21 protein-coding genes are annotated in these 23,704 nt (G+C 70.7%); 7 read left to right on the forward strand and 14 right to left on the reverse strand.

Annotation, left to right across the window (positions count from 1 at the left end):
* Positions 1-58 precede the first annotated feature (58 nt).
* Positions 59-1,108, reverse strand: a complete 1,050-nt coding sequence (locus tag MJQ72_RS23035) for an NAD(P)-dependent alcohol dehydrogenase (protein WP_240593040.1) — start codon at positions 1,106-1,108, stop codon at positions 59-61.
* A gap of 88 nt (positions 1,109-1,196) precedes the next feature.
* Between MJQ72_RS23035 and MJQ72_RS23040 the strand changes: the two genes are divergently transcribed.
* Positions 1,197-1,799 (forward strand): TetR/AcrR family transcriptional regulator, encoded by a 603-nt coding sequence (locus tag MJQ72_RS23040; protein WP_240593041.1) that lies wholly within the window; start codon positions 1,197-1,199, stop codon positions 1,797-1,799.
* A gap of 89 nt (positions 1,800-1,888) precedes the next feature.
* Complete coding sequence (locus MJQ72_RS23045) at positions 1,889-3,244, forward strand: MFS transporter (RefSeq protein WP_240593042.1); 1,356 nt, start codon at positions 1,889-1,891, stop codon at positions 3,242-3,244.
* Between the two features lie 23 nt (positions 3,245-3,267).
* On the opposite strand, the gene MJQ72_RS23050 is transcribed toward MJQ72_RS23045, so the two are convergent.
* From MJQ72_RS23050 to MJQ72_RS23075, 6 genes are all read right to left on the reverse strand, one after another.
* Positions 3,268-3,705 carry an ATPase gene (locus MJQ72_RS23050; protein WP_240593043.1) on the reverse strand — a complete coding sequence of 146 codons (438 nt, stop codon included), beginning with the start codon at positions 3,703-3,705 and terminating at the stop codon, positions 3,268-3,270.
* A 100-nt stretch (positions 3,706-3,805) separates the two neighbouring features.
* Positions 3,806-4,417 carry a TetR/AcrR family transcriptional regulator gene (locus MJQ72_RS23055; RefSeq protein WP_240593044.1) on the reverse strand — a complete coding sequence of 204 codons (612 nt, stop codon included), beginning with the start codon at positions 4,415-4,417 and terminating at the stop codon, positions 3,806-3,808.
* On the reverse strand, positions 4,417-5,250 hold the full coding sequence (locus MJQ72_RS23060) for a class I SAM-dependent methyltransferase (protein WP_240593045.1): 834 nt from the start codon (positions 5,248-5,250) through the stop codon (positions 4,417-4,419). The genes MJQ72_RS23055 and MJQ72_RS23060 overlap by 1 nt, the downstream gene beginning before the upstream one ends.
* Positions 5,251-5,321: 71 nt before the next feature.
* Positions 5,322-6,062, reverse strand: coding sequence for a hypothetical protein (locus MJQ72_RS23065; RefSeq protein ID WP_240593046.1), 741 nt, complete (start codon positions 6,060-6,062; stop codon positions 5,322-5,324).
* A gap of 46 nt (positions 6,063-6,108) precedes the next feature.
* Positions 6,109-7,479 (reverse strand): ATP-binding protein, encoded by a 1,371-nt coding sequence (locus MJQ72_RS23070; protein WP_240593047.1) that lies wholly within the window; start codon positions 7,477-7,479, stop codon positions 6,109-6,111.
* The gene (locus MJQ72_RS23075) at positions 7,476-8,147 is read right to left on the reverse strand and encodes a response regulator transcription factor (RefSeq protein WP_240593048.1); all 672 of its coding nucleotides are present in this window, start codon (positions 8,145-8,147) and stop codon (positions 7,476-7,478) included. The genes MJQ72_RS23070 and MJQ72_RS23075 overlap by 4 nt, the downstream gene beginning before the upstream one ends.
* Positions 8,148-8,248: 101 nt before the next feature.
* Between MJQ72_RS23075 and MJQ72_RS23080 the strand changes: the two genes are divergently transcribed.
* Together MJQ72_RS23080 and MJQ72_RS23085 are read left to right on the forward strand one after the other, a co-directional pair.
* Positions 8,249-8,938, forward strand: coding sequence for an ABC transporter ATP-binding protein (locus tag MJQ72_RS23080; protein ID WP_240601399.1), 690 nt, complete (start codon positions 8,249-8,251; stop codon positions 8,936-8,938).
* The gene (locus MJQ72_RS23085; protein WP_240593049.1) at positions 8,938-11,361 is read left to right on the forward strand and encodes an FtsX-like permease family protein; all 2,424 of its coding nucleotides are present in this window, start codon (positions 8,938-8,940) and stop codon (positions 11,359-11,361) included. Before MJQ72_RS23080 ends, MJQ72_RS23085 begins: the two co-directional genes overlap by 1 nt.
* Here the strand turns inward: MJQ72_RS23085 and MJQ72_RS23090 are convergent, their stop codons facing one another.
* Complete coding sequence (locus MJQ72_RS23090; RefSeq protein WP_240593050.1) at positions 11,362-13,422, reverse strand: YhgE/Pip domain-containing protein; 2,061 nt, start codon at positions 13,420-13,422, stop codon at positions 11,362-11,364. It abuts the gene before it with no gap.
* Entirely contained in the window at positions 13,422-16,118 is a 2,697-nt protein-coding gene (locus tag MJQ72_RS23095) for an MMPL family transporter (RefSeq protein WP_240593051.1), read from the reverse strand. The genes MJQ72_RS23090 and MJQ72_RS23095 overlap by 1 nt, the downstream gene beginning before the upstream one ends.
* A gap of 116 nt (positions 16,119-16,234) precedes the next feature.
* On the opposite strand from MJQ72_RS23095, the gene MJQ72_RS23100 reads away from it, so the two are divergent.
* Positions 16,235-16,888 carry a TetR/AcrR family transcriptional regulator gene (locus MJQ72_RS23100; RefSeq protein WP_240593052.1) on the forward strand — a complete coding sequence of 218 codons (654 nt, stop codon included), beginning with the start codon at positions 16,235-16,237 and terminating at the stop codon, positions 16,886-16,888.
* Positions 16,889-16,892: 4 nt separating this feature from the next.
* Here MJQ72_RS23100 and MJQ72_RS23105 read toward each other — a convergent pair whose 3' ends face one another.
* On the reverse strand, positions 16,893-17,372 hold the full coding sequence (locus MJQ72_RS23105; protein WP_240593053.1) for a hypothetical protein: 480 nt from the start codon (positions 17,370-17,372) through the stop codon (positions 16,893-16,895).
* Between the two features lie 209 nt (positions 17,373-17,581).
* On the opposite strand from MJQ72_RS23105, the gene MJQ72_RS23110 reads away from it, so the two are divergent.
* Both MJQ72_RS23110 and MJQ72_RS23115 read left to right on the forward strand, forming a co-directional pair.
* Entirely contained in the window at positions 17,582-18,322 is a 741-nt protein-coding gene (locus tag MJQ72_RS23110; RefSeq protein WP_240593054.1) for a carbonic anhydrase family protein, read from the forward strand.
* 135 nt (positions 18,323-18,457) lie between these two features.
* The gene (locus MJQ72_RS23115; protein WP_240593055.1) at positions 18,458-18,898 is read left to right on the forward strand and encodes a hypothetical protein; all 441 of its coding nucleotides are present in this window, start codon (positions 18,458-18,460) and stop codon (positions 18,896-18,898) included.
* On the opposite strand, the gene MJQ72_RS23120 is transcribed toward MJQ72_RS23115, so the two are convergent.
* Genes MJQ72_RS23120 through MJQ72_RS44865 form a run of 4 tightly spaced genes read right to left on the reverse strand, consistent with a single transcriptional unit; the run spans position 18,870 to position 23,597 of the window.
* Complete coding sequence (locus MJQ72_RS23120; protein WP_240593056.1) at positions 18,870-21,752, reverse strand: BTAD domain-containing putative transcriptional regulator; 2,883 nt, start codon at positions 21,750-21,752, stop codon at positions 18,870-18,872. The genes MJQ72_RS23115 and MJQ72_RS23120 overlap by 29 nt on opposite strands.
* Before the next feature lie 20 nt (positions 21,753-21,772).
* Positions 21,773-22,435: a response regulator transcription factor gene (locus tag MJQ72_RS23125; RefSeq protein ID WP_016335282.1), complete on the reverse strand. Its 663-nt coding sequence runs from the start codon at positions 22,433-22,435 to the stop codon at positions 21,773-21,775.
* Positions 22,432-23,013, reverse strand: a complete 582-nt coding sequence (locus MJQ72_RS44860; protein ID WP_315860740.1) for a histidine kinase — start codon at positions 23,011-23,013, stop codon at positions 22,432-22,434. The genes MJQ72_RS23125 and MJQ72_RS44860 overlap by 4 nt, the downstream gene beginning before the upstream one ends.
* Complete coding sequence (locus tag MJQ72_RS44865) at positions 22,965-23,597, reverse strand: hypothetical protein (RefSeq protein ID WP_315860741.1); 633 nt, start codon at positions 23,595-23,597, stop codon at positions 22,965-22,967. The genes MJQ72_RS44860 and MJQ72_RS44865 overlap by 49 nt, the downstream gene beginning before the upstream one ends.
* Positions 23,598-23,704: the final 107 nt, after the last annotated feature.

Genomic DNA, 23,704 nt, shown 5'->3' on the forward strand with positions numbered 1-23,704 from the left:
TCGTGAGTGGCAAGGACGGTTCTAACCGTCCTTGCCACTCACGAGACGGACGAGCGGGTCAGGCGCCGATGGTCGCCGCGTCGATGACGAACCGGTAGCGGACGTCACTGTTCTCGACGCGGTCGTAGGCCACGTTCACCTGGTCGGCCGAGATCGTCTCGATCTCCGCGCCGATCCCGTGCTCGGCGCAGAAGTCGAGCATCTCCTGCGTCTCGGCGATCCCGCCGATCATCGAACCGGCGAGCACCCTGTTCCCGCCGAGCAGCGAGAAGGCGTTGTAGGACAACGGTTCGCCGGGCGCGCCGACGTTCACCATCGCGCCGCCGACCCGCAGCATGCCGAGGTAGGAGTCGACGGGCAGCGTCGCCGAAACGGTGTTGAGGATCAGGTCGAAGCGGCCGCGCAGCGTCTTGAACGTCGACGCGTCACCGGTCGCGAAGTAGTCCTTCGCGCCCAGCTTCAGGCCGTCCTCCTGCTTCTTCAGGCTCTGGCTGAGCACGGTGACCTCGGCGCCCATGGCGACCGCGATCTTGACCGCCATGTGCCCGAGCCCGCCGAGGCCGACGACGGCGACCTTCTTGCCCGGTCCGGCACCCCAGCGGTTCAGCGGGGAGTAGGTGGTGATGCCCGCGCACAACAGCGGAGCGGCGACGTCGAGGCCGATCCCCTCCGGGATCCGGCAGACGAAAGCGTCCTTCACGACGATCTGGCGGCTGTAACCGCCGTAGGTGTTCTCGCCGTCGAAACCGACGCCGTTGTAGGTCTGGATGTTGCCCTTGAGGCAGAACTGCTCGGTGCCGGCGAGGCAGTATTCGCACTCACCACAGGAATCGACCATGCAGCCGACCCCGACCCGGTCGCCGACCTGGTACTTCGTCACGCCGGAGCCGACCGCGGCGACGACGCCGGCGATCTCGTGACCGGGCACCATCGGGAAGATCGCGCTGCCCCAGTCCTCCTTCACCTGGTGGATGTCGCTGTGGCAGATCCCCGCGTACGCGATGTCGATCAGCACGTCGTCCGGACGCAGGTCGCGACGCTCGATCGTCGTCGGCGACAGAGCGGCGCCCGGGGACGGCGCGGCGATGGCGTGCGTGGTCGTCGTCATGAAACCCTCCGAGAAACAGTGAGACCATGTAAGAGGTCACTTACAACCAGCGTAAGAGGGCTCTTACATATTCCGCGACCGGGACGGTGTGATCCACGACATGGGCGGCAAGTACCATCACGGCGATCTTCGCGCCGAACTCGTCCGGGTCTCGCTCGACCTGATCGCCGAGCAAGGGCTCGGCGCGTTCTCGGTCGCCGAGGTCGCCAGGCGCGCGAAGGTCAGCCCCGGCGCGCCCTATCGGCACTTCCCGGACAAGGAGAGCCTGCTGGCCGCGATCGCCGCCGACGTCGCGTGCCAGCTCGCCGACAAAGTGCGCGACGCCATCGAGGCCGAGGCCGAACCGGTCGCGGCGCTCGCCGCGGCCGCTGGCGCGTACACGGAGTACCTGATCGAACGCCGGGCCGGGATGAACATCATCTACTCGGACGGCTTGCAGGGCCCGGAGCACGCCGCACTGCACGAGCAGACCCGCCGCCTGACCGACCAGTTCGTCATGCTCTGCCTCACCGTCGCCGACCGGCCGGAGGACGGGCTCGAACTGATGGAGCAGCTGTTCACCCAGGCACACGGTTACGGCACGTTCTACCTCGACGGAGTGTTCACGAAACAGGGCTACTCCACCGAGGTGGTCGTCCGGAAATCGGTCGAGGCCGCTCGTGCCGCCATCGAGGGGCGCGCGAAAATGTGACGTGATTCACGTCCGATTTGCCCGATTACCGGGGCTCCCCGCGCCGACAGGATGCGAAGCGCAATCCTTTCGACAGCGAGGAGAAACGCGTGAGCATCGGGCAAGACGTCGGGTCATGGCGGGAACTGGGCCACCATACGAGCACCGCGGCGGTACTGGCGGGTGGCGTGCTCGTCGGCGCGATCACCATCTACGTGGCGGCGAGCCTGCTGCCGACGGCGATCCAGGACATCGGCGGAAGGTCGTTGTACGCCTGGACCATGACGGCGTTCCTGGTCGCCCAGGTCGTCGCGACCATGCTGGTGGGACAGGCGCTTTCGCGCTTCGGCGGCAAGGGTTCCTATCTGCTCGGTTTCGGTGTCTTCGCCGCCGGCTCGGTGGTGTGCGCCGCGAGCCCGTCGATGCCGGTCCTCCTGCTCGGACGCGGGATCCAGGGCCTCGGCGCCGGTCTGCTGACCGGGCTGGGTTTCGCCCTGATCCATTCGGCGCTGCCGCCTCGGCTCTGGAGCCGGGGCAGCGCACTGATCTCCGCGATGTTCGGGGTCGGCAACTTCGCAGGCCCGGCGCTCGGCGGATTCTCGGCGCAGTTCGGTTCGTGGCGCTCGGCGTTCGCGGTTCTGGCCGTGGCAGCGGCCGTGCTGGCCGTCTTCGTGCCCCGCGCGTTCCGCGACGGCGAACGCCCGGCGCAGGCGCCGCCGGTCCCGGTCGTTTCGCTGGCGCTGATCGTCGGCGCCGCCGGAGCGGTGAGCGTGGCCGGGATCCTGTCCGGCGTCCTCGCGATGGCCGCCCTCATCACGCTGGGGCTCGTCCTCGTGGGCGCGTTCCTGGTGACGGAGAACCGCTCGGCGGCGAGTGTGCTTCCCGCCTCGGTCTACCGCCGGGGCACGAGGTCGCGGTGGATCTACCTGACCATCATGGTGCTGGCGTCCGGCGTCGCGGTGGAGACGTTCCTGCCGCTGTTCGGCCAGCGGTCGGGCGGGCTGCCGCCCGCGGCGGCGGGATTCTTCGCCGCCGCGTTGTCCTTGGGCTGGTCGGTGAGCCAGCTCGTCAGCGCTTCGGCCGGTAAGCCACGTCGGCTCGTGCTCGCGGGGCCGGCCTGTCTCGCCATCGGGTTCGCCGTGCTGGGATTGCTCCAGACCGACCGGCCGCCGCTGCCCGTCGTGCTCGCCTGGCTGCCGGTGCTCTTCTTCGGTGGCACGGGAATCGGCATCGCGATGCCCCATCTGACCGTCTCGGCGATGACCTCCGCCCCGGACGGCGAGGGCGGGCAAGCGGCGGCCGCGATCGCGACGGTGCTCACGATGTCGACCGCGTTCGGCGCGGCGGTCGCCGGTCTGCTGGTCAACCTCGGCGGAGCTTCGGTGGTCACGTCGGCGAGGTGGCTGCTGTTCGGCTTCGCCGCCATCTCCGCCCTCGGCCTGCTCACCGCACGCCGCGCCGTCTGACGCCGGTCAGCTCCGGGAGCGCTTCACCCGCGGAAGCGCTTCCGGGCAGCCGCCGTCGCAGCGGATATGCGCCCAGACGATCTTCCCGCCGCGCACCGGCTCGCGCCGGACGCCCCATTGGACGGCCACCCCGTCGACAACGAGGAGACCGCGCCCGCGGGATCCTCGATCTGTGAACAGCGCGCCCGCGGCTGTTCGACGCTGACATCCGCGACCTCGATGCGGACAGCGCACGGCGCGACGCCACGCCACAACTGGATATGGCGTGCGCCACCCCCGTGCACATAGGCGTTGGCGACGAGCTCCGTCGCCGCCAGCAGGACGTCGTCGCGATGCCCCTCGCCGAGATCGGGAAGGCATCTGACCACCCAGGCGCGCATGTCCGGCAACGCCCGTGGCGTCGTGGCCCGCAGGTCGAGCACCCAGGTTCCCGGCACCGGATGCTCCGCGATGTTGATCATGGAGCCACCCTTCCCCTCGCGCGCGACCTCCCTGCTGAAGTCGCACAACCGGGTTACCCAGAACGGGCGCCGATCAACCCGTGTCGAATCCGACACCGGATCAGCGAACCGCGATACCCTCCAGCACCGTCTTGACCACGGCTTCCGTGGCCGGCGACGTGGTCACCCCCGGGCCGTGCGGCAGCAGAGCGGCGAGCACCGATTCGTGGCAGACACCGACCAGCATCGCCGCCGCCGCGTCGACGTCGCCGTCCAGCCTGCCGAGTTCCTTTTCGGCGCGCAGGTATCCGGCGAGGCGATCCCGCCAGGTCCCACCGTCCCCGGCCAGTTCCCCGAATCGCGCCAGCACGGCGGGCCGGGCGAGCAGCCCGGCGAACGCGGGCAGGATCTCCTTGTGCAGAGCCAAGCCGTACGCCAGCTGGGCGCGGAGATTGTCCTCGACCGTAGCCGATCCCGGCGCGGGCAGCTCGCCGAGCCCGGCTTCTGCTCTCCGTACGTGCTCGGCCAACGCGTCGGCCAGCAACTCCTCTTTGTCGGCGAAGTGGTTGTACAGCACGCCATCGGCGACCCCGGCCGCCCGCGCGATGGCCCGGACCGTGAGTTCCGCGGTGCCGTGGGCGGAGATCAGGTCCGCGGCCGTGCCGATCAGATGCTCGCGCAGGCTCCGGCCGTCTCCGGTGTCGCGCAGCGCCGCCGCTTTCCTCGGTGACATCAGGATTTCGCCGTGACCAGCCACGCGGCACCGCGAAGCCGCACACCACCGGGTCCGCCGAAAGGCCGGAGCGCGGCCGAAAGCGCTTCTCGCGCGCCGCTCGCCGCTTCTTCATCGACCTGGCCGAGGTGATACTTGACCGGGCCCCAGTCCGCGATGAACCCGGCGGCGTCGGCCACGTCGCTTCCCCAGACCTGATCCGCCTCGACACGAATGGCCGTGACGTCGAGGAATCCGGCGTCCGTCAGCACCGAGCGAGCCCGTCCGGGGTCGGCGAACGCCGTCGGGCCGGTGCCGTCCTCACCTGTCGGAGTCGGCAGGAATGGTGCCAGCGCACCGAAAACGGTGCCGAGATCGGTTCCGGCGAGTGCGGTCATGCACAGGAACGCGAGCTTGCCGCCCGGCTTCAGCGCCCGGCGGACGTTCGCGAAGGCGGCGACCGGATCCGCGAAGAACGTCACCGCGAACCGGCTGAGCGCGACGTCGAAAACCCCTTCCCCGAACGGGAAGACCTGGACGTCGCCCTGCTCGAACCCGACGTTCGCCACGCCTTCGGCCTCCGCGCGGGCCCGCGCCGTGGCGAGCATCGGCGCGGACAGGTCGATCCCGGTCGCGCTCCCGAGCGGGGCGCGGACGGCGGCGAGCCGGGTGACCTGTCCGTTGCCGCAGCCGATGTCGAGCACCCGGTCCCGCTCGCCGATCCCGGCGGCGTCGAACAGGAACTCGTTGAATCCGCTGTTCACCGCGTCGTAGCGCCCGTCGTGCTCGGCCCAGTGCCGCCCTTCGTACCCGTTCCACGCCTCGGACTGCGCGGTGTTGACGATGCCGGACATCCCAGAACCTCCTTCGTTATGAACGCGCGTTCATGAACATGTGTTCATAGTGCCGACGCCCGGTCCGGCCGTCAAGCGATCGCGACGGTGAAGTCGGCGGTGCGGACCTTGCCTTCGTGCTGGAAGTCGAGGAACAGCCGGTAGGTACCCGCCGTCGGGAACCCGGCGAAGAACGTCACCTCGGGCCCCGCAGCGGTCCGGCCGTCACCGGGTTCGCCGTCGGGATGGACGTGGAGATACGCGAGGTCGCCACCGCGCAGCGCGACCAAGTGCCCGTAGGCGCCCAGATACGGCTGGAGATCGGTGACCGCACGGCCGTTCTTGGTGACCATGAGGGTCACCTTCGACGGCATTCCCGCCATGAGTTCGCCGTCGAGGCGGACCCGGTAGCCGTCGGCCTCCGCGACATGCGAGATCCCGTATTCGACGGGGCGGAAGTCCCCGCCGGCGAAGAGGTCCGCCCCCAAGGTGGTCGCCTCGCCACCGCTGGGCTTGAAGTCGGCGAAGACGCGGTAGACCCCCGCCTCGGCGATGGTCAGCGGGACCGACCAGACGCCGTCGGCGCCGAGTTCGGGGTGGAGGTGCTGGAAGCCCGCGGTGTCGCGGCGGACGACGATGAGATGCAGCCGCTTTTCGTGTTCGACGTCGTAGGCCGTCACCGGCATGCCGTCGGCGCCGAGGATCCGGAAGGTGAACGGAGCCGTCTTCCCGGGAACGAGCGTCGTGGTGGTGGGCGCGAGGGTGTAGCCGCCTTTGGTCGACGCGAGCCCGGCGGGTTCGTGGCCATGCGTGCCGTGCGTTGCTGTGTTCATGGACCCAACATACATACCCCCACAGGGTATAAGGGAGCGACGCTCGTCACATACCCCCAAGGGGTAGCCGTACGACCAGCCGCGCACCAGTGGCGCCGTCCTCCGCCCGGAGCGATCCGCCGTGCCGGACGGCGATGTCCCGAGCCAGCGTGAGACCGAGGCCCGTACCCCCTGCGTCGCGCGCGCGAGCGTCGTCGAGCCGGGCGAACCGATCGAAGACGCGCTCGCGGTCGGCGACCGGGATACCGGGGCCGTCGTCGACGACTTCGAGGACCGCCTCCCCCGCCTCGCGCCGGAGCCGGACCGTGACGGCCGACCGCGCGTGCCGCACGGCGTTGTCGAGCAGGTTCCGCAGCAGGCGTTCCAGCTGGACGGCTTCGCCGGGCACCGGCGCCGGTCCGTCCACTTCGGACACGACCGCGGGGCCGGGTTCGAGCGCGCGTTCGGCGACCTGCTCGCCCACCACGTCGGCGAGGTCGACGACGTCCTCCGGAATCTCCGCCGGATCGACGGCCAGCTGCAGGAGATCCGCCGTGATGCGCTGCAGCCGCTGGACGTCGAGCAGCGAACGGCGGGCGACGGCGGGCCAATCGGCTCGATCGGCGTGGGTGAGCGCGACCTCCAGGCCCGCACGGAGGTTCGCGAGCGGACTGCGCAGTTCGTGGCTGGCGTCCGCGACGAACCGTTCCTGCCGGTCGTAGGCCTGCTGGAGCCGGTCGAGGGTCTCGTTCGTGGTGGTCGCCAGCCGGGCGACCTCGTCACGGGACGGCGGCACCGGCACCCGGCGGTCGAGCCTGCTCCCGCTGACCTCGGCCAGTTCCCGGCGGATCGCCTCCACCGGCCGCAGCGCCCGCCCCGCCGCGAGCCACGCGGCCAGCGCGGTGATCAGCACCGCGAGCGGGACGAAGAAGACCAGGGTGTCGTCGAAGGTCGCCAGCGTCCGGAGCGTTTCCCAGGGAGACACGAACAGGTAGACCGTGAACCGGTGCCCGTCCCGGTCGGTCACCTTGCCCACCACGGTGTATTCGCGATATTCACGCCACTGTGGATGGTCGCCGGGTTTCAGGGTGGCCTTCGTGGTGACCGTCCAGTCCCCGGGCGCCCCGGCGGGCGCGGGCGGCAACGGCGTCCACGCGGGATCCCAGCGGTGCAGGTTCTCGCTGCTCGCCACCTCCCTGCCGGACTCGTCGACCACCTCGAACACGGCGTCCCCGTAGAGCTGTGCCGGCTGCCCGGAACGGTGGGCCTCGGCGAGACCGTCCAGCTGGACCCGCGTCGCGGCCACGGCGCTGTCCGAAAGCTGCTTGCTCAGCAGTTCGCGGGTGCCCAGCCAGCCGAGGGTGAACACGACCGCGCACAGCAGCGCGGCCGAAAGCGCGGTGCTCCGGCGCACCGACGCCGGCCACCATCCACTCATCCGTCCTCCAGCCGATAGCCCGCGCCGCGCACGGTCGCGATGGTGCGCCGCCCGAACGGCGCGTCCAGTTTGCGCCGCAACGCGCTCACGTAGACCTCGACGATGTTGGGATCGCCCCGGTACGCCAGATCCCAGACCTGATCGAGGATCTCCCGTTTCGTCACCAGCTGACCGCCATGCCGGAGCAGGCATTCGAGAACCGCGAACTCCTTGGTGGTCAGCGAAACCGGCGTCCCGGCCCGGCGGCACGTCCGCTTCGCCGGGTCGAGAACGAGATCCCCGAACTCCAGCAGACCCGCCGATCCGGCCCCACCCCGGCGCAGGAGCGCCCGCAGCCGGGCGGTGAGCACGACGTAGGAGAACGGCTTGCTCAGGTAGTCGTCGGCGCCGGTGTCGAGCGCTTCGGCTTCGTCGTACTCGCCGTTCTTCGCGGTCAGCATGAGGATCGGCGTGGTCACCCCGCGCTCCCGCAGCGCCGCGCAGACACGGTAGCCGTTGAGCTTCGGCAGCATGATGTCCAGGATGATCACCTGGTACGGGTACAGCTGCGCGAGTTCGAGCCCTTCCAGGCCGTCGTGGGCGAGGTCGACCGCGTAGCCGTCGGCCTCGAGTCCCCATTGGAGGGTCTCGGCCAACCGCCTTTCGTCTTCCACCACGAGCACGCGCATACCTCGATCTTCGCAGATCACCACCGGGGTTCCTGAAGCGTTCTTCAGGTTGTTTCAGGAACCGTTCAGGTGGTTCCGGCCATGCTCGCGGTATGCACACAATGGACGGTCCCGCGGTGAGCGCGATGGACGTGGTGAAGGTCTACGGCCGGGGAGACACGGCGGTACGGGCGCTGGATCACGTGTCGGTGGAGTTCCCTCGCGGCCGGTTCACCGCGATCATGGGCCCCTCGGGCTCGGGCAAGTCGACCCTCATGCACTGCCTCGCCGGCTTGGACACCGTCGGCTCCGGCCGGGTCCACATCGGACGGACCGAGCTCACCGGCCTCTCCGACGCCGAGCTGACCAGGCTGCGCCGCGACCGGATCGGGTTCGTGTTCCAGTCGTTCAATCTGCTGCCGACCATGACCGCAGCGGAGAACATCCTGCTCGGGCTCCGGCTCGCGGGCAGGCGCCCGGATCCGGCGTGGTTCGACACCATCGTCGGCGCGCTGGGCCTCCGGGAGCGCCTCCGGCACAAGCCCGGTGAGCTGTCCGGTGGCCAGCAGCAACGGGTCGCTTGTGCCCGCGCGCTCGTCGGGAGGCCGGACGTCGTGTTCGCCGACGAGCCCACCGGCAGCCTGGATTCGAAGTCCGGCGCCGAAGTGCTCGGCTTCCTGCGCGACTCGGTCCGGGAACTCGGCCAAACGGTGGTCATGGTGACGCACGACCCGGTGGCGGCCTCGTACACCGATCGCCGGGTGCTGCTGGCCGACGGCCGGATCGCCGAGCTCACCGGTCAGGTGGCGTGATGCTGCGAACCGTGCTGGCCGGGCTCAAGGCCCGGCCGCTGCGACTGCTGCTGTCGGCCGTCGCCGTCACGCTGGGCGTGACCTTCGTGGCCGGATCGTTCGTGCTCACGGACTCCGTCGGCGCCGGACTGCGGGAAGCCGTCGCCTTCGAGACACGCGGGGTGGACGTGTCGATCACCGCCAAACGGGGTGCCCTCGACGACGCGACGCTCGCGAAGGCACGGCAGGTGCCGGGGGTCGCCGCCGCGGAGGGCAGGGCCACCGTCGGCGCACCCGTGATCGGACCCGACGGGCGCCCGCGCGACGCCGCCGCGACCGCGCTGAGCGCCGATGAGGGGCTGCGCCCGTACGACCTCGCGGAAGGCCGATTTCCGCATGGCCCGGGCGAAATCGCGATGGAGCGGAACAGTGCCGAGGGCTTCCCGCTCGGCGGGCCGGTGACCGTGCTGGACGAGACCGGTGGCCGTCACCCGCTGACGCTGGTCGGCACGTTCAGCCGTCCGTCCGACGCCGGTCTCGGCGGGGCGAATCTGGTGGTGTCCCAGGAAACCTTGCGACGGCTGAGCCCGGCGGCGACGTTCGGCGAGATCGTCGTGCGCGCCGCCCCCGGCGTCGGACAGGCCCGGCTGGCCGCGGAGCTGAAGAAGGCACTGGGCGTTCCCGCGATCACCGGGAAGGAGGCCGCGGCCCGGTTGCTCGCCGAGACCGCGCCGAACACCGCCGGCCTGGCGAAGTTCTTCACCGGCTTCGCGGTCCTCGCCATGGTCGTGGCCGCGATGGTGATCACCAACTCCTTCACCATCCTCGTGACCCAGCGGGCACGCGAGCTGGCGCTGCTGCGCTGTGTCGGCGCCGGGAAACGGCAGCTCTTCGTCGGTGTGCTGGCCGAAGCGACGGTGGTGGGGGCGATCGCCTCCGTGGCCGGGCTGTTCGGCGGTCTGGGTGCCGCCGCCGCGGTGCAGGCCATCGCCGGTCAGGAGACCGTCCATCTCCCGTTGACCGCGCGGACGGTGGCCGCCGCGGTGGCCATCGGCGTCCTGGTGACCGCGCTCGCGGCGGCGATCCCGGCGTGGGCGGCGACACGGGTCGCCCCGGTCGAAGCGCTGCGGACACCGGCCGGAGCCACTCGCGCCGGTCGTCGGCGCGTGATCGTGGCGGGGCTCCTCCTCGCCGCCGCCGCGAGTTCGGGCACCGTGGCCCTTCGGTCCTCAGTGGACGATGGCGCCGGGTTGGCCTTGGTGGCGATGGTCGCGCTGCTCGGGGCGACGCTGGCCGCCGGACCGCTGATCGCGGGGCCGGTCGTCCGGACGCTCGGGCGGCTCGTGCCGGGTAAAGCGGCCGGACTGGGCGCGCTCAACGCCGACCGGGACCCGAAACGCACCGCCGCGAGCGCCGCCGCGCTCACCATCGGCCTCACCGTCGTCGCACTCGCGACCACCATGGCGGCCGGCGTCGAAGCAGGCCGGAGCCGGGGACTGGACGAGCAGCTCGCCGCCGACTTCACCGTCACCTCGGTGCTCACGACCCGTCCCCTTCCCGCCACGCTCGCGGGCACCGTCGCGGCCGTGCCCGGCGTGACCGCCACCGCGACCCGCTGGTCGTTCTCGGGCGACCTCGGCGAATACGGGAAGTTCCAGCTGACCGCGGTCAGCGGCGATCTCCTGCGCCCGAAGGTGCTTTCCGGCCGTCTCGACCGGCTCGGCCCCGGCGAGATCGCCATCGGCAAGGACCTCGCCGAGCAGACCGGGCTCGCCGTCGGCGACACCGTGCGTTCCCTGCGTGTGGTGGCGGTCTACGACGCCGTGGAGGCGCCGGGGGCCGACCTGGGGTTCGCGCTGGTCGACGTCACGGAGCAGCGGAGGCTCGACCTGACCGGGGAGACCTACGACGGGAGCGTGCTCGTCAAGGTCACCGATCCCGATCGGGACCGGCCGGCGCTGGAGCGAGCGCTCTCCGCCTCGCCACTCGCGAAACTGAGCAGCGTCGGCGAAATCAAGGAAGAGGAGGCCGCGCCGCTGCGGGAGACCCTGAACCTCCTGTGGGCCCTGACCGGGCTGGCGGTGCTGATCGCTTTCGCCGGGATCACGAACACGCTCTCACTCTCCGTTCTGGAGCGGACCCGGGAATCGGCGCTGCTGCGCGCGCTGGGTCTGACGCGCGGCGGGCTCGGCGCCGCGCTGACCGCGGAGTCGGTGTTCGTGGCCGTCCTCGGTACCGTTTGCGGTCTGTCGGTGGGGATCGCTTCCGCGTGGCTGATCACGGAAGTGGCATCGGGCGGCGGTGAGGCGATCGTGTTCGCGCCACCGTGGGGCCGGCTGGGGGTGCTGGTGGCGGCGGCCCTCGTCGCGGCTCCCCTGGCGGCTTTCGTCCCGGCGCGGCGGGCCGGCCGAGCTTCGCTCGTGGCGGGCCTGTCGGCGGTGTGACTAGGCCAGCCGCAGTTCCCGCCCGGGCAAGGACCGCCGCCGGTCCGTCACCATGATCATCGCCAGTGTCCCGATTCCCAGCCACACCACCAGCTGCACGATCCCCGGCGTCAGTCCGTCCGTCCCGGTCAGCAACGACCGCAAGGCCACCAAGGCGCCGTTGGTCGGCAGGATCCCCAGCACGGTCCCGAAAAAGCCAGGCACGGTCGAGACCAGTGAAGCGCCGACGGTGAGTACAAGGATCGCGAGGGCGGCGAAGCGGCCAGGACGTTTGAAGATCGCCACCAATGCTTGGTTGACGACGGTGAACGTCCCGGCCGCGAGCACGAGCACCACCAGCAGGGTCACCGCCTTGCCGAAGCTCAGGCCGAGGAACGCCCAGAACACCCCGGTCAGGATCAGGGCGGTGAGCACCGCGAGTGTCGCGCCGGGGACGGCCGCGGCGAGGATGATCCGCCAGCTCGGTTCGCGGGTGGTGAGCACGCTCGGCGGCACCGCCCGGATCACCTGGTACGTCGCCAGCGCGCAGCCCCACAGCGCCAGCACGAGGATCAGCGCCACCGCGCCTTCGCCGAACGATCCCGAGCCCGCCGTGTCGGCGATCGCGGGGGTGGCGGCGACCTGTTTGAGGTGGTCGCGTTCGGCCTGGGTGTAGTCGGGCACCTTGCCCCGGCCCTCGTCGAGGCCCTTGGCCAGCTCCGAGGCGCCGGATTCGGCGCGTTCGGCACCGTCGGCGGCCGATCGGGCACCGGTGGCGAGTTCACCGGCACCGGTGGACAGCGTCGTCGCGCCGCCGGCGAGCTGACCGGAGCCATCGGCGAGCCTCCGTGCCCCGGAGTCGGCGGCCTTGACACCTGCGTCGAGTTTCCGCGCGCCGTCGGCCGCCGTGCCGATGCCGCCCGCGAGTTCCTTCGACTTGTCCGCGAGCTGCTTGTTCCCGTCGGCGACCTTCTGCGAGCCCGCGGAAAGGTCTTGCACCGCTTTCTTCGTCTGGACGACGGCGTCACGGATTTCGGCGCGTTTGCCGTCGAGGATCGCTGCGTCGGCCGTGAGTTTCTCCGAAGCGGCTTTGAGATCGGCGCAGAACTTCGTGTCCTGATCGCATTTCCGGGCCAGCTCGGCGAACTTCCGCGCCGAGTCGCCCGCCGACGGCAAGGCGTCGATGATCCGCACGACCTTGTCCGCCAGCGGTGAGATCGTGTCGGCCAGCTGTTTGTTGCCGTTCGCGACCTGCTGGGCCCCGTCGGCCAGTTCCCTGGTCAGCCGGGGCAGCTGCGCGGTGTCCTTCTCGGCCTGGGTCAGCCCCGACGACAACCGGCCGGAACCGGTGGCGAGCTGCCCGGTGCCGTTCGCGAGCTTGCGCGCGCCGTCCGCCAGCTGACCCGCCGCACCGCTGAGCTTTCCCGCCCCACCGGCGAGTTCGCCCGCGCCCGCGGCGAGTTTCCCGGTCCCGTCGGACAACTGCCGCAGCCCGACGACGAGCTGGCCGCTACCGTCGGCCGCCTTCACCACTTGCTGGTGGATCGAGGAGAATCCGACGTACAGATTGTCCACATAGGTCTCGACGATCTGCCGGTTCAGCGCGGTGAGCGTCGCGTTCGCGACCTCCCGGCTCGCCACCGGGTCGACCAGACCGGTGCGCTGTGACGTCTCGACGCGCATGATCGCCTGCTTCGCGTCGAGCGGCTTGCCCGACGTCGACGTGGCCTGCGCGGAGAAGTCGCGCGGGATGGTGACGACCGCCGAGTACGTCCCGTCGGAGATGCCCTCCTTCGCGTCCTCGGCGTCCGTGAGCACCCAGGTGTACGCGGACTCCTCGCCGTGCACGAGGTTTCCGGCCAGTTCCCGGCCGAGCGGGATCAGCTGCCCGTTCACCGTCACCGGCTCGTCCTCGTTGACCACGGCGGCCTTGGCCGCGCCGTGGTTGTCGTCGGGCGACCAGAACGCCCACGCCAGCCCGAGCGCGACGATCACCGGCACGAGCACGATCCCGAGCCAGGTCTTCCAGGTCAGCGGGCCGAACGCGGTCGCACGGGCGGAACCGGTGAAGAAGCGGGACATCAGCGGACCTCGGCGGGGACGGGGGCGGGCGTCATGGCGAGACCCGCGACGGCGGTGGTGGGCAGCAGATCCCGCACGAGGGCGAGACTCTGGCAGGACACGGCGAACGTCGCGGCCCGGCTCGCGAACGCGGCTCGCAATCCCTCGCGCTGAGCGGTGGCGACGACGGTGTCCAGGTCGTCGAGGAAGACGAGCGCGACGCCGTCGTCGAGCGCACGGCGGACCTCGCCCGCCGGGTCGTCGGTCTCCTTGCAGGCGACGAAGGCCACGTTCCGCCGGACGGCGTGCGCGTGCTGTGGCAGCACCCGGCCGAGAACCTTCAGATCGCCGCGGACATTCGGGACACGACCGGCGAGCGCGTAGAGCAGGGCGCTCTTGCCCGCCGGACCGGAGCCGTGCACGGCGAGGATCTCCCCCGGGCCGAGATGCAGTTCGACGTCGCGGAAGATCGTGCGGCCCCGGTCGTCGTCGACCCGGAGACCGGCGGCACTGATCACTTCGGACGAACCCGGCGCGGGCCAGTCGGCGAGCCGGAGTTCGTGGACGAGACCGTCGCCCTCGGCGTCGAACACGGGCAGTTTGCGATCCAGCCACGGCGGCAGCCCCCAGGCACGCGGGCCCAGCAGCGCGAGGATCGCCGGGACGAGCGTCATCCGCACCAGGAAGGCGTCCACGAACACCCCGACCGCGAGACTGAACGCGATCGGTTTGATCGTGGCGCTGCCTTCGGGCACGAAGGCGGCGAACACGCCCAGCATGATCACCGCCGCCGCGGTCACGACCCTCGACGCGGACACGAACCCCGTCTCGATCGCCTTGTGCGCGTCGCCGTGATGGACGTAGTCCTCCCGGATCCGGGACACGAGGAACACCTCGTAGTCCATGGCGAGTCCGAAAAGGACACCCATCAGGATGATCGGCAGGAAACTGATCACACTGCCGGTGCGCGTGACGCCCAGCGCCTCGGCCAGATGCCCCTGCCCGAACACGAACGACGTGGCGCCGAACGCCGCCCCGATCGAAAGCAGGTAGCCGAAGGTGGCCTTGAGCGGCACGAGGATCGAGCGGAACACCATCGCCAGCAGCACGAGCGAGAGCCCGACGACCAGGATGCCGAACGGCAGCAGCGCGTCACCGAGCTGCGTGGACACGTCGATGCCGACGGCGGTGAATCCGGTGACCGCGGTCCGCACGCCGTACCGCTCCTCGAACTGCCCTTCCATCGACCGCAGCCGCTCGACGAGGTCGTCGGTCGCCTCGTCGTAGGCGCCGGTCGTCGGCACGACCTGGATGATCGCGGTGTCGCCCTTGGGATTCGGCGTGGCGAGCGGGACGACGGCGACGCCGGGCACCTTGCGGATGTCGTCGGCGATGCCGTTGGTGATCCCGACCGGGTCGGTGGTCGAAAGGATGTCCGCGGTGACGACCAGCGGACCGTTGAAACCGGGTCCGAAATGCTCGGCCACCGCGTCGTAGGCGACCCGCGCCGGAGTGCCGTCCTCGTCGGTCCCGTTGTCCGGCAAGGCGAGCCGGAGATCCAGCGCGGGCACCGACGCTATCGCCAGCACCCCGACGATCAGTCCGATCGTGACCCACGGCGACTTCGTGGCCAGCCGGACCCAGCGGAGGCTGAACCGCGTCTTCTTCTTGGGCTTCCGGGTTTTTCGCGGCTTCTTGGGCCGCAGCCGCTCGCCGGCGAACGCCAGCAGCGCGGGGATGAGGGTGATGGCCACGATCACCGCGACCGCGACACCGCCCGCCGCCGCGATACCCATCGTCGTCAGGAACGGGATCCCGGCGACGAACAGGCCCAGAAGGGCGATCACCACGGTGAGCCCGGCGAAGATGACCGCGGATCCGGCGGTGGCGGTCGCCCTGGCGATCGACTCCTCGACCTCCAGTCCTTCGGCGAGCTGATCCCGGTGCCGTGAAAGAAGGAAGAGCGCGTAGTCGATGCCGACGGCGAGCCCGAGCATGACCGCGAGCATCGGCGCCGTGGAGGACACCGTCGCCACCGAAGTCGCCGCGTAGACCAGCGCCACCGACACACCGACGCCGAGGATCGCCGTCAGCAAAGGCATCCCGGCCGCGATGAACGAACCGAACACCATCAGCAGCACCACGAGCGCGATGACGAGGCCGATCCCCTCGGTGGGGCTGAGCTTCGGCACCTTATCCGAGAAGGCGTCGCCGCCGGTGAGCACCTCCGTGCCGTGGCCGATCCGGTTCTCCAGGTCCTGCGCGAGCCCGGCGAGCGCGGTCCGGGTCGACGGCTGGATGTCGGCGAGCCCGACGTCGAGCTGCACGGTGACCAGAGCGGCGCGGCCGTCCTTCGACACCGCGTCGTGCACGGCCGGGTCGAAGGGGTTGACCACCGTCGAGACCTGCGGGGCCCGGGTCAGCTCCGGGACCACGGCGGCGACCGAGTCGCGCACGGCGGCGGAGTCGGCACGCCGGCCTTCGGGGACGAGCACCACCAGCTGCGCCGAGGTCCCGCTCACCTGCGGGAAGACCCGGCCGAGGTGATCGAGCGCCTCCTGGGACTCCGAGCCGGGGATCGCGAACGTGTCGTCGGTGCCCTGCCCGAACAGCAGCGCCGCGCCGCCGGAGACGCACAGCACGACCAGCCACAACGCGGTGACCAGCACGCGGCCGCGGGCGGCGAGCCTGCCGAGGCGGTAGAGGAATGACGACACGATCGGCTCCCGGCACTCGGTGGATACACGGCGTATCGTAATACACGCTGTATCCGATTCACGATGTATCCTGTCCCACAGCCGGGTGAACCGGGCCGATGCGAAAGAATGGCGAGATGACCGAGGAGCGGGGCGCCACCATGACCAGGCGCCGGGCGGACACCCGCCGACGGCTGATCGACGCGGCGTACGAGGCCTTCTCCGAACGCGGCATCCGGGACACCCCGGTCGAGCTGATCTGCGAGCGCGCCGGCTTCACCCGCGGCGCCTTCTACTCGAATTTCAGCTCGAAGGAAGACCTCTTCCTCGCCCTGTTCCAGGAGGAGACCGAGATCCGGCTCGAACGGTTCCGCGAGGCCACTGAGAGCGTGCTCGGCGACGCCGTCGTCGGCGCGCACGAAGACCTCTCCCCCACCCTCGGGCGGATCGCCGAACTGTTCATGGTCGCGCTCAACGCGGACAAGGACTGGTACCTGCTGTGCGCGGAATTCCGCACCCAGGGCCTGCGGCAGCCGGAGATCCGCGACCGGATCGGCGCCGCGTTCCGGTACTTCCACACCGAACTGGGCGCGGTACTGGTCGGCACGCTCGACCGGATCGACCGGCGCTTGACGATCTCGGCGGACGACGCGGTGCACGTCCTGGTCGCCCTGTACGAACAGGGGCTGCAGAACTACCTGCTGGAAGGCGGCGAACTCCCCGCCGACGGCCGGTTCGTCAGCGAACTGATCCCGAAGGTGATGGCGTCGCTCATCGTCCCGGCGAACTGACCCTTCAGCACCGCGGCGGTAGCCACCCAGGCGTGGTCACGACCTGCTCGGGCGCCACAGGCATCTGCGAGGTCTTCGGCCCGAAGACGAAGCCGACGAGCCCGCCGGGGCAGACCCGCACCGCACTGGGCCCGTCCCGGGTCCCGGATTCGCGCCAGGCCACCGGATCCAGCCCGACTCGCCACACCTTCCAGAACGACGCGCCGTCCCGATGGCCGGTACAGGGATCGCCATCGGGCAGACCTTCGACGCGGCAGACGTAACGGGAGTCGCCGTACGGCCCCGGTCCGTCCCCCAGCCGCACCGCGAGCCCGGAGCGTTCGAGCGCGGTCCGCGCGTCACCGGGCGAGCCGGACACGCAGCGAACGAGCACGCCGACCGCGACGGTCACCCCTTCCGTTCCCTCGCAGGCACCCGTTCGGGAAACGGGGTCCACGGCGGGAAGAAGGGCCACCAGGCTGAGGAGCACCGTCAAGATCGACACCTTCGGATACTAGGGGTGTCCCCCTGGCTGCGCACAGTGAATCTTTCGAGGAGCGCCGACATAAATCACGCTCCGTTTCGCACGAAACGAGAGAATATGTCGGAAATTGCCCTGTTCTGGGGACTTGCGCATTCTCCGGCGCAGGAAAAAGATGTGTTCTTCTCGCGCGCACCACTCCATCGGGTGCGGCTCTTCGAAAGGTTCAGAGCGTGACGCGCAGGCGCCTTGTCGCATTCGTCGTTCCCCTCGCCCTCGCCGGATTCCTGCTCACCGCGGGCGGCACCGCCCACTCGCGGCAGCCTGCCCAGAGCCCGGTCGACATCTCCCCCGGCGCGATCAGGTTCGATCCGACCCTGCCGAGGCTGGACATCTCCTACGGCCACTCGGATCTGGACCTCGAATACATCCGGAAGGACGCGTCGGACGCCGACGGATGCGGAACGAGGAATCACGAAGAAACCGAAGAGGCCGTCGTCAGGCCGGGCACCGGGCACGTCACACTCGCCGGGGTCCGCTACGAGCTCGAACAGTTCCATTTCCACACCCCGTCCGAACACCGTTTCCGCGGGCGCACCGATCCGCTGGAAATGCATTTCGTGCACCGCAGCGCCGCCGGGAAACTGCTGGTGATCGGCGTGCCCCTGCGTTCGGGCGCCGCGTCGCCGGTGGATCGCGTCCTGGCGAAACTCGCCCCGGAATGCGGCGAAACGGTGGCACTGGAGGACTTCGACCTCGCCACGCTCCTGCCCCGCGACCGGAGCACACTGCGCTACGACGGATCCCTCACGACGGCCCCGTTCACCGAAGGCGTGCAGTGGTTCCTGATGTCCGAGCAGACCGTCTCGCCGTCGACGATCGCGCGGTTCCAGGGCCTGTTCGGAGCGGGCAACGCCCGCGCGCCCCAGCCGCTCAACGGGCGGAGGCTGACCGTCGTACCCCAATTCTCGTGAGTGGCGAGGACGGTTAGAACCGTCCTTACCACTCACGAGGCGAGAGGTCTCGTTTCATCGGGATTTCATGGCTCCGCCCTACGGTTCCGGGCACGGATCCGCGGCCGCGGACCGGTGGTCCACGAGGAGACGTGCATGAGCCCGGCGAGCCGGACCCCGTACAACATGGTGACGCCCCGGGACGACGCGCCGAGCCCCGGCCAACGGGACGGGGTCGTCGGACCGGGCTGGAGCTGGGCGGCGTTCTTCACACCGTGGGCCGACGGCCGCCCGTCGCCGAAGTACCGGTGGACGCTGTTCGAAACCGCCGCCGACGCCGTCGAAGATCTCCGCCGCTGCCTCGAGAACAGCGTCGTCGGCAGGCGCGGCGCCCTCTGCTCCTCCGTGCTCCGCAGGCGCGGGGCACCAAGGGAGTTGGTGCTGTGCGACGCCGCGGAGTGGGCTTACGCCGTCCACGAGGTCCGCGCCGGGGTGCACCTGGCCGACGCCGCCGACAGCTACTTCGCGCGCTGGCGGACGAGTATGGCCGGGCACCGGTTCACGATCGTCAACGCCGGAGCACCGACTGTCTGGTGAGGTCCAGACCTTCCAGCGCGAGGGTGCGCTGAAGGGAATCGCCGTCGGGCCCTATGGTGGTGAGCACCCATTCGAAGTGCTCCCTGGCCGCCACCGGATCGCCCGCGGCGAGATGGGTGCGGCCGAGCCGGTTGCGGATCTCGGACTCCATCCCGACGATGGTCTCCTCGGTGACGGCCGTCAGCGCGCGCCGCTGGAGTTCGAACGCCTCGGAGAGATTCCCCAGTTCCAGTTCCGCGGCACCCAGCCGGGCGAGGCTGGTCGCGACCAGCAGGCCGTCCGTGGTCTCTTCGGCGAGTTCGACGGACCGCCGGAGGTCGAGCGCGGCTTCGGCGAACCTGCCGATTTCGAGCTGAACCGTGCCGATATGGCACAGCACCCTCGCCAGCATCCCCGTGCTGCCGATCTCCTCGCTCAGCTCACGCGCGCGGCGGAGGTGGACGAGCGCCTCTTCGTGCTCGCCCTGCAGATAGGCGAGATAGCCCAGCGCCGACAACGATCTCTCGGCGAGCCAGCTGTCCCCCACCTCGTCGGCCATGACCATCACCCGCCGCATCCCGGGGATGGCGAGATCGTGCCGTCCGGCGATCAGGTCCGCCATGGTGAGCCCGCCCAGCGCCCGCGCCTCCACGCCGCGGTCTCCGGAGGACTGGCCCGCCCGCAGCGCGTCGTCGAACCAGCCGCGCGCCCGGTCCAGCTGGCCTTGCATGGCGTAGGCGTAGCCGAGGCAGAACCGCAGCGAAGAGACGAGGCGTTCGTCTTCGGCCTGTTCGGCCAGCGGCAGCGCGATCTGCAGCGCCGTCCGGCATTCGTGGTATCGCTGCTGGCGGGCGAGATAATCGACGAGCCCCTCGGCGACAGAGCACGCGAGGTCGTGCAACCCGGATTCGGCCGCCTGGGCCACCACCTCGGGCAGGTCGCCGACGGCGTCGAGCCAGGCGGAAGCGTCGCGCTGGCCGGTGAAAGGCCCTCCCGTCTCCAGCGGGAACCGCGCGACGCCCCATTCAGTCGCCCGGCGAGCGGCGCCGAGATACAAGCCGTACACCCGTTTCCGTGCCGCTTCGGCGGCCTCTTCCGGCATCTCCCCGGCGAGCCGCCGGGCGTAGACCGCCACCAGGTCGTGCAGCCGGTAGCGGCCGCTCGCCGGTTCCTGCACGAGGCTGGCGTCGACCAGGCTTTCCAGCCGCCGTTCGGCTTCGGCCGGTGAGCAGTCCAGCAGGGCGGAGACCGAGAGCCGGTCGAACTCGGCCGTCGGCGACAGGCCGAGCACACTGAACGCGTCCTGCTCGGCGGGCCGCAGCTGTTCGTACGAGAGGCGCAGCGCCACCTCGACGCTGCGATCCTCGGCGGTCAGCTCGCCGAGCCTGCGCTCGTCGTCCGACATCCGGTCCACCAGGTCCTTGAACGTCCACATCGGACGGTTCTGCAGCCGGGCGCCCGCGATCCGCAGCGCGAGCGGCAGACGCCCGCACAGTCCGGCGAGGGCGCGCACGGCGAACCGCTCCCCCTCCGCCCTCGGCGCTCCGACGATGCGGCCGAGCAGCCGCTCCGCCGCTTCGAGACCCAGCGCACCGAGGGAAACGCGGCGGTCTGCGTCCAAACCGGACAGACGGCGACGGCTGGTCACCAGCACCCGGCTGCCCGGCCCGGACGGCAGCAACGGCCGCACCTGCCCGGCGGACTCGGCGTTGTCGAGCACCAGCAGCAACCGCAGCTGCGCGGTCGCCGCCCGCCACGACGCGGACAGCTCGTCGAGATCGTCCGGCATGAGCCCGTCTTCGACCCCGACCGCGCGAAGCAGCCGCCGCAGCGCGCGCTCCGGCGTCACCGGCTCGCGACCTTCGGTGTAGCCGTGGAGATCCACGAACAACGCACCGTCCGGATAGGACTCGCGGAGCCGGTGGGCCGCGCGCACCGCGAGCGCGGTCTTCCCCGCGCCCGCGACACCGTCGACGGTGTCGACCGAGACCGACTCCGGATCGCCGTCCTCCACGAGCAGCGCGAGTTCCCGGTCCCTGCCGACGAGTTCGCCGTTGGTGGCGGGCAGTTCGTTGCGGATCCGGCGGGTCGGCTCCCGGCGCGGGGCGACACCGAGCAGCGCCTCGTCCCCGCGCAGTACCGCTTCCTGTACCTGCCGCAGCTCCTCGCCCGGCTCGACACCGAGCTGCTCCACCAGCCGCTCGCGGACGTCGGTGAACACCTCCAGCGCCTCCGCCTGCCGCCCGCCGCCGTAGAGCGCCCGCATCAGCAACGCGGCCAGCGGCTCGCTCGGCGGGTCGGCGGACACCAGCGCCGAGAGCTCGCCGATCACCTCGTCGAACCGTCCGAGTTTCAGCTGGGCCCGCAGTTTCCGGCGCAGGAACAGCAGCTTGCGTTCCTCCAGCCGCCGCCGCTCGCCCTGGACGAACGCTCCGGGCAGCCCCGTCAGCGGCTCGCCGTGGAACAGCCGGAGTGCCTCGGCGAAGGTGTCCACCGCGGCGACGAGGTCGCCCGATTCCTCGGCGGCGGCCGCGACGGCCGCTACCTCCTCCAGCCGGACCACGTCGAGGCGCACCCCGCCGCCGGCGAACCGGTAGCCACCGCGGTCGGACACGATCACCGAGTCCCGCGGCTTCGTCCCTGACGTGTCCAGGCATTGCCGCAGCCGCCGGACGTACACCGGCAGCACGTTCGACTCCGGCGGCTTCTCCCAGAGCCCGTCGGTGAGTTCGTAGTGGCTGACGGTCACGTCTGGGCGCAGCAGCAGCGCGGCGAGGACGGCCTGCTGGCGGACCGGACCGAGGTCCAGCCGGGTCTCGCCGTGCCAGGCCCGCAACGGGCCGAGCACTTCGAACCGCAGCTTCGATTCCGACATGATCCCCCCTTCGTTCCGCACTAGCCCGGCACCACGATCCCGTGATCGAACGCGTACACGATCGCGGCCGCCCGGTCCCGCAGCTGGAGCTTGGTGAAGATCCGGCCGATATGGCTTTTCACCGTCACCTCCGAAATCACGAGGGTCGCGGCGATCTCCGCGTTGGTCAGTCCCCGGCCGATCGCCCTGAGCACGTCCTGTTCCCTCGGTGTCAGCAGTTCCGGTGAGCGTCCGCCGCTGCCGTTCCCGGCGGCCTGCCGGTAGGCGGCGAGCACCCGCCCGGTGACCCCGGGATCCAGCCAGGCGTCGCCCGCGGCGACCGCCCGCACGGCCCGGATCAGGTCTTCGGCGGGAGAATCCTTGAGCACATAGCCCGCCGCGCCCGCCCGCAGCGCGTCGGCCAAGAGGTTGTCGTCGTCGAAGGTGGTCAGCGCGAGCACGGGTGGATGCCCGCCGGTCCGCCGCAGCCGCCTGGTGGCCTCGACGCCGCCGACGTTCTTCATCCGCAGGTCCATCACGATGACGTCGACCTCGTGCGCGGCCAGCGCCGCGGGCACCTCCGAGCCGTCGCCGCATTCCCCCGCGATGACGAACCCGTCGCGCCGCCGCAGGATGCGCCGCAGCCCGGACCGGACCAGCTCCTGATCGTCGACCAGCAGCACCTGGATCTCGGCGGCGGTCACGGTTTGACTCCCGGCACGGTGACCCGCACGATCCACTGCCTGCCACTGGGGCCGGCGCTGAGGTCGGCGCCGAGCTGGGCCGCCCGGACGGCCATCCCGGCCAGTCCGGACCCGTCCTCCGCCGCGCGCCGGACGGTGGCGGGGAGGGTGTTGCTGACGACGAGGTTCAACCCCGAACGGCCGGCGTTCAGCCGCACCTCCGCGGTCGCTCCGGGGGCGTGCTTGACGACGTTGACAAGTGATTCCTGCACGATCCGGTAGAGGCCCAATCCTTCCGAGGCGCCTACCCGGCCGAGGTCGCCTTCCTGTGTATAGCGCACCGCCAGTCCGGCGCTGCGGGTGCGTTCCACCAGCGTCGCGATGTCCTCCACGCCCGGCAGCGGGGCGCTGCCCGACGGCGAGTCGGCGAGCAGGCCGACCGTGCGGCGGATGTCGGCCATCGCGGCGCGTCCCACCTGCTCGGCTTCGGTCAGCGCTTCGATCGCCTCGTCGACGTCGCGGTCCTGCTGCAACGCATGCCGGGCACCGGTCAGGTGCAGCAGGGTGATGCTGAGCGAATGGCCGACGACGTCGTGCACCTCACGCGCGATGCGCTGGCGTTCGGCGAGCAGGGCCTTGTCACGGGAGGCGTCGCGGTTTCCGCGTTCGGCGGCCAGCACCCTGGTGTACCAGCGGTCATGAGCCCGCCACTGAGGCCGAGCAGAACCGCGACCATGTACACCGGCCCACCGATCAGCCCGCCCCAGATCCCCGCCACGAGGAGCACCGCCTCCGCCGCGAACGTGACGAGGGCGATCCCCCACGTCGTCCGCAGGACACTGCCCGCTTCGGTGGCCGCGACCAACAGCAGCAACGGCGCGAAATCCGGGAGCGCGGGCTCGACGAGCAGGACGGCGGCGGCGGCGATCAGCGCCGCCACCCGCGCCCACGGCACGACCCAGCCGGTGATCACCCAGGCCAGCGGTGTGGCGATCACGAGCAGCCCGCCCAGCGCGACCGGCTGCGGCGGCGCCAGGGCGTCCCGCTGCACCACCGCGATCACGGCGAAGACCACGCTCAGGAAGGTGGAACTCACCGGAACCCACCAGGGCAGGGCGAGCCCGGCACGGGTGAGGCTCTCCTGCGCCCGTGCCCGGAATCGGTCCCGCAAGATCTCCAGCACGGACATCAGCCTAGGAAGTGCCGGGAAGCGAGTCATCGTGCGGCGGGCGGCACCCTTCTCCGCCCACGGTAGGAGGCGGGCCGAGCACGGTGGGATGAAATCCGGAT

The sequence above is a fragment of the Amycolatopsis sp. EV170708-02-1 genome, from assembly GCF_022479115.1.
Classification (GTDB): Bacteria; Actinomycetota; Actinomycetes; order Mycobacteriales; family Pseudonocardiaceae; genus Amycolatopsis.

What these genes read in the sequence shown, in the direction of transcription:
- MJQ72_RS23035 (WP_240593040.1), bottom strand. Translation starts at nt 1,108, where the DNA reads ATGACGACGACCACGCACGCCATCGCCGCGCCGTCCCCGGGCGCCGCT.
- MJQ72_RS23050 (WP_240593043.1), bottom strand. Translation starts at nt 3,705, where the DNA reads ATGATCAACATCGCGGAGCATCCGGTGCCGGGAACCTGGGTGCTCGAC.
- MJQ72_RS23055 (WP_240593044.1), bottom strand. Translation starts at nt 4,417, where the DNA reads ATGTCACCGAGGAAAGCGGCGGCGCTGCGCGACACCGGAGACGGCCGG.
- MJQ72_RS23060 (WP_240593045.1), bottom strand. Translation starts at nt 5,250, where the DNA reads ATGTCCGGCATCGTCAACACCGCGCAGTCCGAGGCGTGGAACGGGTAC.
- MJQ72_RS23065 (WP_240593046.1), bottom strand. Translation starts at nt 6,062, where the DNA reads ATGAACACAGCAACGCACGGCACGCATGGCCACGAACCCGCCGGGCTC.
- MJQ72_RS23070 (WP_240593047.1), bottom strand. Translation starts at nt 7,479, where the DNA reads ATGAGTGGATGGTGGCCGGCGTCGGTGCGCCGGAGCACCGCGCTTTCG.
- MJQ72_RS23075 (WP_240593048.1), bottom strand. Translation starts at nt 8,147, where the DNA reads ATGCGCGTGCTCGTGGTGGAAGACGAAAGGCGGTTGGCCGAGACCCTC.
- MJQ72_RS23080 (WP_240601399.1), top strand. Translation starts at nt 8,249, where the DNA reads ATGGACGGTCCCGCGGTGAGCGCGATGGACGTGGTGAAGGTCTACGGC.
- MJQ72_RS23085 (WP_240593049.1), top strand. Translation starts at nt 8,938, where the DNA reads ATGCTGCGAACCGTGCTGGCCGGGCTCAAGGCCCGGCCGCTGCGACTG.
- MJQ72_RS23090 (WP_240593050.1), bottom strand. Translation starts at nt 13,422, where the DNA reads ATGTCCCGCTTCTTCACCGGTTCCGCCCGTGCGACCGCGTTCGGCCCG.
- MJQ72_RS23100 (WP_240593052.1), top strand. Translation starts at nt 16,235, where the DNA reads ATGACCGAGGAGCGGGGCGCCACCATGACCAGGCGCCGGGCGGACACC.
- MJQ72_RS23115 (WP_240593055.1), top strand. Translation starts at nt 18,458, where the DNA reads ATGAGCCCGGCGAGCCGGACCCCGTACAACATGGTGACGCCCCGGGAC.
- MJQ72_RS23120 (WP_240593056.1), bottom strand. Translation starts at nt 21,752, where the DNA reads ATGTCGGAATCGAAGCTGCGGTTCGAAGTGCTCGGCCCGTTGCGGGCC.